This window comes from Streptococcus suis, assembly GCF_002960445.1.
Classification (GTDB): Bacteria; Bacillota; Bacilli; order Lactobacillales; family Streptococcaceae; genus Streptococcus; species Streptococcus hyiners.
Map to the genome: position 1 here is coordinate 1 of NZ_POJD01000272.1, position 408 is coordinate 408.

Here is a 408-nt window from a genome sequence, read left to right on the forward strand (position 1 = left end):
TGGAGCGATTCCAAAAATTATTGACATTGGCAAAAAATGACCCTAACAACTATTACCATCGTTTTACCCAGATGACGTACCCTGAAATTCTATCTATTGCCCAGAATACTTGGAAAAACATTAATCTAGCTAACTTAGAAAAATTCATTGAACCAACCAGAAACCGTGCTGATATTATTCTTCATAAGGCCGAAAACCATGAGATTGATAAAATTTATCTAAAAAAATAAATTTCACTTGTCAAAAATACTCTTTTCAGATATAATGGTGTAGTTAGTACAAGAAAGGGTGGAGGTGAAACCATTGGCAAACATTAAGTCAGCTATCAAACGCGCTGAATTGAACGTTAAACAAAACGAGAAAAACTCAGCACAAAAATCAGCTATGCGTACTGCAATCAAAGCATTT

General features: G+C 34.1%; 1 protein-coding gene and 1 pseudogene. Both read left to right on the plus strand.

Annotated features, from left to right (window positions below):
- A pseudogene (locus C1G53_RS13405) lies at positions 1-230 on the plus strand (type I pantothenate kinase); the annotation flags it as partial.
- Between the two features lie 58 nt (positions 231-288).
- Positions 289-408 (plus strand): 30S ribosomal protein S20 (gene rpsT / locus C1G53_RS09640; protein ID WP_192873124.1); only part of this gene is annotated, 120 nt, incomplete at its 3' end.